Source organism: Sulfitobacter sp. HI0129 (genome assembly GCF_001635395.1).
GTDB lineage: Bacteria > Pseudomonadota > Alphaproteobacteria > Rhodobacterales > Rhodobacteraceae > Sulfitobacter.
In genome coordinates this window covers 1-8,427 of record NZ_LWGH01000665.1, presented here as the reverse complement: position 1 = coordinate 8,427, position 8,427 = coordinate 1, and the positions used below count along the sequence as shown (strand labels likewise).

At 57.2% G+C, this 8,427-nt stretch carries 5 protein-coding genes and 1 pseudogene; 5 read left to right on the top strand and 1 reads right to left on the bottom strand.

What is annotated here, in order from left to right:
- Positions 1-40 precede the first annotated feature (40 nt).
- The 3 genes from A3764_RS17060 (at position 41) to A3764_RS17050 (ending at position 5,551) form a co-directional block, all read left to right on the top strand.
- Entirely contained in the window at positions 41-3,112 is a 3,072-nt protein-coding gene (locus tag A3764_RS17060) for an ABC transporter transmembrane domain-containing protein (protein WP_443069391.1), read from the top strand.
- A gap of 658 nt (positions 3,113-3,770) precedes the next feature.
- Entirely contained in the window at positions 3,771-4,766 is a 996-nt protein-coding gene (locus tag A3764_RS17055) for an NAD-dependent epimerase/dehydratase family protein (RefSeq protein ID WP_067921561.1), read from the top strand.
- A 47-nt stretch (positions 4,767-4,813) separates the two neighbouring features.
- A complete protein-coding gene (locus tag A3764_RS17050; protein WP_161487187.1) occupies positions 4,814-5,551 on the top strand; it encodes a glycosyltransferase family 2 protein in 738 nt (245 codons plus the stop codon).
- A gap of 36 nt (positions 5,552-5,587) precedes the next feature.
- Here A3764_RS17050 and nusG read toward each other — a convergent pair whose 3' ends face one another.
- Positions 5,588-6,100 (bottom strand): transcription termination/antitermination protein NusG, encoded by a 513-nt coding sequence (gene nusG / locus A3764_RS17045; protein ID WP_067921558.1) that lies wholly within the window; start codon positions 6,098-6,100, stop codon positions 5,588-5,590.
- A gap of 215 nt (positions 6,101-6,315) precedes the next feature.
- Here nusG and A3764_RS17040 point away from each other — a divergent pair, with 215 nt between their 5' ends.
- Both A3764_RS17040 and A3764_RS17030 read left to right on the top strand, forming a co-directional pair.
- A complete protein-coding gene (locus A3764_RS17040; protein WP_330220264.1) occupies positions 6,316-7,497 on the top strand; it encodes a recombinase family protein in 1,182 nt (393 codons plus the stop codon).
- Positions 7,437-8,427 (top strand): annotated as a pseudogene (locus A3764_RS17030) (IS3 family transposase); the annotation flags it as partial. The gene A3764_RS17040 and the pseudogene A3764_RS17030, both read left to right, overlap by 61 nt.

Below are 8,427 nucleotides of genomic sequence, written 5' to 3'. Positions count from 1 at the left end.
TTACCGGCCGGGGCACCGAACCGCTATCCTTTGTCCGCGAGTGATTGTGAACGCCTCTCTTTTCTCCTTCATCTGGGAACAGTCCAAACGTCAGCAAATTCTGCTCAGCGTGCTTACTTTGTGTCTCTTCCCCCTGCTCTACATCACGCTGGAACTGCCGAAGCGCATCATCAACGATGCCATCGGCGCGCAAAGCGATACGGTCGTCTTCTTCGGTGTCGAACTGCCGCAACTGGTGTTGCTGGGCGTGCTCTGCATCGCCTTTCTGGTGTCGGTCATCGCCCATGGTCTGCTGAAGATGCGGATCAACACGATGAAAGGCGTGACCGCGGAACGGCTGCTGCAGCGGTTCCGCTTCATGCTCATCCAGCGGATCACGCGTTTTCCCAAGCCTTATTTTCAGGCGGTATCGCAGGGCGAGCTCGTTTCCATGGTGACGGCGGAATCCGAACCCATGGGCGGCATGATGGGCGACGCGATTTCCCAGCCGCTCATGCAGGCGGGGCAGATGATCACCATCCTCGGGTTTCTCTTTTTGCAAAGCTTCTGGTTCGGGCTCGCCTCGGTCGCGCTCATCCCCCTGCAGGCCTGGCTGATCCCTCACCTTCAGGCGCAGATCAACAAGCTGAACAAGCAGCGGATACAGCAGGTGCGCGGTCTGTCGACCGAAGTGGGTGAAACGGCAGCGGGCGCGGGCACCCTGCTGGTGGATGGCGGACGCAGTTACCGGCTGGCGCAGATCCGCTATCGGCTGGCCCAACTTTTCGCGATCCGGTACCGGATCTACCGCAAGAAATTCTTCATGAAGTTCCTCAACAACCTGATCGGGCAGTTGACGCCGTTCTTCTTCTTTTCGATCGGCGGCTATCTGGTGATCCAGGGTTCCGTGACGATCGGGGCGCTGGTGGCGGCGCTCGCCGCCTACAAGGACCTGTCGTCGCCCTGGAAGGAACTGCTGACCTATTACACCCAGATACAGGAGATGTCGCAGCGCTGGCATACCATCACCGAACGTTTCGCCCCGCGTGGCCTCATCGACGAGGAAAAGCTGGACGACAGCAACGCCCCCGCCCCCCTGCCCCGGCTGCGGGGCGACATTGTGCTGGAAAACCTCGGTGTGATGGATGCCGACGGACATGAAGTGCTCAAGGGGCTGAACCTCAGGGTCCCCCGGGGCGGCAGCATCGGCATCCGCGCCGCGCAGGAAGAAGAGCGCCGCGCGCTGGTGGGCGTATTGACCCGGGATATTCTGCCCGCCACGGGCGAGGTGCGGATCGGCGATGACCGGCTGGTCGATCTGCACCAGCGCGTGATCGCGGCGCGCATCGGCGCGGCGGGCCCGTCGGGCTATGTCTTTCGCGGGAACGTGGCCGAAAACCTGCAAATGCCCCTGCTGAGCACGGCCCAGCCGGAAATTCCCGACACCGGCACAGATCCGGAGGCCGCAGCGCGGGCCGCACAGGTGCCCACCGCACAAAGCTGGCTGACACCTGCCATCGTCGGGCTGGAGAGCGCCGCCGAGGTGATCGACTGGTGGCACGACCTCGTAAAGGCGCTCGATCCGGGGCAGGTCATCTTCCGCCGGGCGCAGACCGCGCGCATCGAAGCCGCCCGGCACAAAGACCTTGCCCAGCGTATCGTGGGCCTGCGCCCCGACATGGCGCGCGAGGTGGAGCGCGAAAACCTCTCCGACGCGCTGCACCGGTTTGAACAGGGGGCATATAACCCCGCGCTCACGGTGATCGAGAACCTTCTTTTCGCCCTGCCCCGCCAGACGATCACGCCCGAAGTACTGATGGAGCGCGCAGCCTTCCTGCCGTTGCTGGAAGAATTGGGCATCCGCGATGACCTGCTGGCGACCGCTTTCGACATCATCGGGCTGCTGACCCAGGCCTTCGGATCGGACGGCACCGACCATCCGCTTTTCAACCGACTGAACCTCGATCCCGACCTCTATCAGCGGGTGAGCACCCTGGCACAGCGCCACGCGGATCACCCCGAGGGGAGCGCGCCACCGGCATGGTCCCAGCAGGAAATCGCCCTGCTGCTGAGCGTGCCCTTCCAGGTCTCGGCCACCGAACTGGGCATCGACTTCGGCAAGCCCCTGCGCGACAGGGTGCTGGGCATCCGGCACGAACAGGCGCCCCGGCTCAGGGCCGCACTGGGCGAGGATTTGTTCGAGCCGCTGGAGGCCGCGAGCTACAATGGCGAACTCAGCGTGGTGGAAAACCTCGTCTTCGGTAGATTTTCGAAGGCCTCTGCCAACAAGTCCGACACCCTGCGGCGCAGGGCGAGCGAGGTGCTTGCAAACGCGGGCCTCGAACGGCCCGTGACGGCCCTCTTCCTCGATATCGCGACCGAACTGGAGGGCCGCAACCTCACGTCACAACTCAAGGTGCTCTTGTGCCTCTGCCGCGCCGCCATCCGCCGGCCCGACATCCTGCTGCTGGAAAACGCGCTCGGCCATCTCGCCGCCGAAGACCGGCCCACCGTTCAGGCCGAACTGCGCCGCCTGCTGCCCGAGGCGACCCTGCTGATACTGGAAGCCGACCTCGAAAATTCCGGCAATTTCGACATGACGGTGGATCTGATCGACGGACGCCTGCCTACAGCGCAGCCCGATACCCCCGCCGAAAAGGACCCAGCCGCCACCGCCGACCTCCAGGAAAAGGTGCGCTACCTGCAAGGCTCCCCCATCTTCTCCACGCTCGACCGCAAGCAACTGCGCCTGCTGGCCTTCGGCGCACAATGGTTCGATGCGGATGCGGGCGAGACAATCTTCCACGCCGGCGATACCCCCGATGATGGCGCCTATCTGATCACCGAAGGCAAGGCCGGCCTCTACCGACACCCTTCGGACGGCGGCGACATGGTGACGGAGGTGAGCACCGGCGTCCTGCTCGGCGAACTGGGACTGATCACCAACGAGCCCCGCAAACTCGAATTCCGCGCCCACACCCCGCTTAGAGCGCTACGGCTGGGCAGCGAGGAGTTTCTGTCCGTCNCCCAGAACGACGCCGCGACGTCCTTTAAGTTGCTTCGCGTGGTCGCGGGGTATCTCTCCGCGCCGAAACCGAACGAAGTTAAGGAAGAAGACGGCGGGGGGGCGTGAGGGTTTGGGCGGGAATGGTCGGAGGCCTCGTCGATCTTTCCGTGGGCAGGACCGTAAAGACCGTGGCGGAGGGATCGGGTCTGGCCGCGAACCCTCTCTACCCCTTAAGTCATTGCAATCATTGATTCGGGATTGAGTTCGCAAGTTAACCGGTTCGAGCGGGCCTAAGATCGAAAGTGGTCCGCTGATTGTCGACAGTGATCCGCCCACGCGATCACAACTACGAACGTCACAACGACTTTCACTTTGACCAGATCACAGGACGATGATACCTCAACGGGAACCGGGAAAGACCGATCGCGATGCCCCTGATGCCCTTCTTTCTTCTTCGATCGCCGACAGCGAAACTGATTAAGGGGATCGACTCGCCCGGCCGAGAGCTAAGATAGCTGGAGCAAATGCACAGCATAATGACAAAGGACATTTACAAGGTACCATATGGCTACCTTGATCAGGCTCGACGCCGTTCTGCACTCATGTTACCAACTGCCGGAGATGAGGAAGAAAAACGAATTCTTCATTCCATCTACATGAGTGCGCACAGGCGCATTCAAAGGATCCATATGGAGAGCCGCCCATAGAAAATGGCAAGGTGTTTTTATCATGGCCAGAACCACACACCCGCAAAAATGGTCACTCTAAAAATTGAGTACAATACATGACAAGATTTAAGAAAGTTTGTGTTATCGGTGGTGCCGGCTTCGTTGGTACTAATCTATGTCAGAAGCTGGCGGACCGCCAAATTCCGTTTGAGATCATCGATATCAAACAGAGCCAACGCTTTCCCGATAAGTACAAGATCGGCGATGTGCGCGACCTAGAAAGCCTGCGCGAGACGGTTACGGGTGATATTGTGGTTAACTTAGCGGCGGTTCACCGTGATGACGTTCGCGATAAGGCGGAATACGAGCGTACGAATGTTAAGGGCGCAGCAAACATTGCAAAGGTGTGTTCCGAGAAGAATATTCGGAAAATTGTATTTACCAGCTCTGTTGCCGTTTACGGGTTCGCAGAGCCAGGCACTGATGAAGCCGGCGCAATCAATCCATTCAACGAGTATGGAAAAACCAAGTATAAGGCTGAAGAAAAACTTCGTGCATGGCACTCCTCAGCGGACAATGACCTGATCATTGTTCGACCTACCGTGATTTTCGGTGAAGGGAACAGGGGCAATGTTTATAATCTGTTGAAGCAGATTGCATCTGGAAATTTTGTAATGGTTGGTGCGGGAACAAACCGCAAATCCATGGCGTATATAGGTAACATTGTAGCTTTCCTTGAGAAGTGCATTGAAACAGACCGAAAATATGCAGTTTTCAATTATGTCGATACGCCAGACTTGGATATGAATACGCTTGTTCGCCAGGTCCGTGAAGTATTGAAAGGCAAGGACACTGTCGGGTTGCGTCTTCCATTTTGGATCGGTGTGATCTTGGGCTATGCTGCAGATGGCTTTACGAGCCTCACAGGGAAAAAATTGCCGCTGAGCTCTACACGTGTAAAGAAGTTTTGCTCATCGACCGCTTTTGGATCAGCAAAAGAAGAGTTGGATGGGTTCAAAACGCCTTTCGCACTCCAAGAAGGGATCGATCGAACCCTCAAGAGCGAATTTGTTTCGCCAGATCCGAAACGCGAAATATTTTTCACTGAATGATTGAATTTTTAAATATAGTATCAAAAAATCACGAACCTGGAAAAACGATGTCCTTTTCGATTGTCACAGTGACCCTTAATAGCGCGAAGACACTTGCCGATACGATTGATTCAGTAAGAAGGCAAAAAGGCGTTCTGGTGCAACATATCATCAAAGATGGAGGATCAAAAGACGAGACGCTAGAAATTGCAAGCCAGAAGCCTGGAATGATTGAAATTGTTGAACAGAAGGATGTGGGCATTTACGACGCCATGAACCAAGGCTTTGCCCATACAAAAAATGATTATGTAGGTTTTTTGAACTCAGATGATTATTTTTCATATGATTTTGCGCTTAGAGACATCGAAGATATTTTCAATACAGAAAGCTGCGATGTTGTGTACGGCGATATTGAAATTATTGATGATAAAGGAAAGGTCGCGAGATACTGGAAAACTGGTGAACTAAAGGGTGGGCGCCTTTCAGGAATGCAGATTCCGCATCCTGCTATTTTTGTGCGAAGAGATTCGCTTTTGAAGCTGAAACAACCGTTTGATCCGAAATATAAAATATCTTCAGACTTTAAGCAGCAACTGCAACTCCTTAACGAATTAAAGCTGTCGAGTAGATACCTTAAGAAGACTTTGGTCACAATGAGAAGTGGCGGCGCAAGCAGCGCGAATTTTGGCTCTGTCTTATTAGGTTGGAAAGAATGCATCAAAGCATACCAAGAGGTGACCGGTCGATCAGGGTTACTCTTTGTGGCATCAAAAGTGATCCGCAAGTTGGGACAACTTCGTTCCTAAATCTGGCGGTATCGACGATCTTGCCTTTTAAGGCTATTACAGGATCCTCAACTGATCCGCACCGACGGCCACTCGGGTCTGCGCACCCATGATTTCCATCAGGACCCAGACGCGCCGGTCGGGCGCAATCTTTTCCACCTCAGCCACGAAATTGGCAAAGGGACCCTTGGTCAGGGTCACCTGATCGCCGGGATTCAAAAGCTTTGGCGGTAGCACTTTGCCCTTGGCGTCACAGCGCAGCATTAGCTGCGAGACCAGATCCAGCGGCACCGCCGCCGGCTCTTTACCAAAGCTTACAAGCCGCGTGATGCCGTAGGTCGAGTTGACTGCGCGCCAGAGACCGCGTGCCACGTCGAAGGCCACGAAGATGTAGCCTGGAAAAAGTGGCCGCATGGCTGTGACGAACTTGCCGCCCCGCTGGCGCGTTTCCTCTTCGAGCGGCAGGAAAGTCTGGAAGCCCTGACGCTTGAGGTTTTTATCCGCGATGTTGGCACAGTTGGGCTTCAGCTGAGCTAGAAACCAACTTGTACCGCGATCATGGAATGTCATCTTGGAACCTCACTAAAGACTGCAGCCAACATATCGCTCAATGCTGAACGAATGCAAGTATGCTTTTCTGTAAGTGATATGACGTATTGATAAAGATGACGGGCCGATACTCGAGCAGCTCATTGATATAATGGAATAATCCAGCACTATCAACTTGATACAGATCGCCACCCAAGCAAACGTCCGACCGACTTGAACACGGATCGGAGGCTGAGTTGGACGGGAGTGGCGAAATTACCGAGTTTCGGGCGGCGCAATATGTGCGCATGTCGACCGAGCACCAGCAGTATTCGACCCACAACCAGTCCGACAAGATCCGCGAATACGCCGAAAAGCGCGGCATCGAAATCATCAAGACCTACGCCGATGACGGCAAAAGTGGCCTTTCCATCGGTGGGCGCACGGCGCTTCAGCAGCTGATCGCGGATGTGGAATCCGGTGCCGCCGACTTCAACGTGATCCTGGTCTATGACGTCAGCCGTTGGGGCCGGTTCCAGGATGCCGATGAAAGCGCTTATTACGAATACATCTGCAAGCGGGCCGGCATTAACGTCGCCTATTGCGCCGAGCAGTTCGAAAATGATGGCTCGCCCGTCTCGACCATCGTCAAAGGCGTCAAACGGGCCATGGCAGGGGAATACAGCCGGGAGCTCTCGGTCAAGGTTTTCGCCGGCCAGTGCCGCCTGATCGAGTTGGGGTTTCGTCAGGGCGGCGCTGCAGGCTTCGGGCTGCGCCGCGTGCTTGTGAACGAGTGCGGCGAGATCAAGGGCGAGCTGAAACGCGGTGAGCACAAGTCACTGCAGACCGACCGTGTCATCCTGATGCCCGGGCCCGACGAGGAAGTGGCCTGGGTCAACAAGATGTATCGCTGGCTGATCGAGGAGGACTTGTCCTTCCGCGAGATCGCCGACCGCCTGAACGAAGAAGGCGTGACCACGGATCTGGATCGACCCTGGACGTCTGGCACCGTGCGCACGGTTCTGACTAATGAGAAGTATATCGGCAACAACGTCTACAACCGCTCCTCCTTCAAGCTGAAGAAGCTGCACGTGGACAACCCGCCCGAAATGTGGGTGCGCAAAGAAGGCGCCTTTGAGGGGATCGTGCCGCTCGATTTTTTCCTGACTGCGCAGGAAATCATCACAGCGCGGTCCGCGCGCCTGTCGGATGAGGAGCTGCTGGATCACCTGAAACGGCTTTACGCCGACGCCGGCCAGCTCTCTGGGGTGCTGATCGACCAGACGCAGGACATGCCCTCCTCCTCCGCCTATCGCAACGGGTTTGGACTTGCCCTTCAAAAGTGGAGAGCACCAACTGAGGAACCAGGAGGTGTTCTATGGAAAACGGAAACAGGCCGACGCCGGAGTTTCGGCGTGAAGCAGTTCGGCTGGCATTGACGAGCGGCAGGACGCGGCGGGAGATCGCGGAAGATTTGCGTATCGGGTTATCGACGCTGACGCGGTGGCTGAGCCAGGAGCGCGACGCCATTGAGCCGAGTGAGACCCCCATCGATCTGCATGCTGAACTGAAGCGGCTGCGGCGAGAGAATGCGGTCCTGAAGCAGGAGCGCGACATTCTAAAAAAAGCCGCGGCCTTCTTCGCGAAAGAGGGAAGTCGATGACCTTCGGCTTCATCGAAGCGGAGAAGGCCAGCTTCCCGATCAGCCGGATGTGCGGTGTCCTCGGCGTTAGCCAGAGCGGGTTCTTCGCCTGGCAGGAGCGTCCCGCCTGTCGTCGTCAGCAGCAGGACATGGTCTATCTGGCCCATATCCGAACGGCCTTCGCGCTGTCGAATGGCACCTACGGCAGCCCCTGGATGCACCGCGACCTCGTCGACGAAGGGCACGAGATCGGGCGGCATCGCACAGCGCGTCTCATGCGCGAGAACCAGTTGATCGCGCGTCAGAAGCGGCGCTTCAAGCGCACGACGGACAGCGAACATGCTTGGCCTGTCGCGCCCAATCTGGTGGCGCAGGACTTCACGGCGGATGGCCCGGACAGGAAGTGGGGAGCGGACATCTCCTATATCTGGACGGCAGAGGGTTGGCTCTACCTCGCCATCGTTCTCGACCTCTTCTCGCGGCGCGTCGTCGGCTGGGCCACGAGTGACCGCCTGAAGCGCGATCTTGCGGTCGAAGCTCTGCGGCGTGCCTTGGTGGCTCGCAACCCTGCGACGGGGCTGGTCCATCATTCCGACCGCGGGTCGCAATACTGCTCTGTCGACTATCAGGCACTGCTCCGAAAACGAGGCCTTCTTATCTCAATGAGCGGGCGCGGGAACTGCTATGACAACGCGATGGTCGAGACGTTCTTCAAGACCATCAAGTC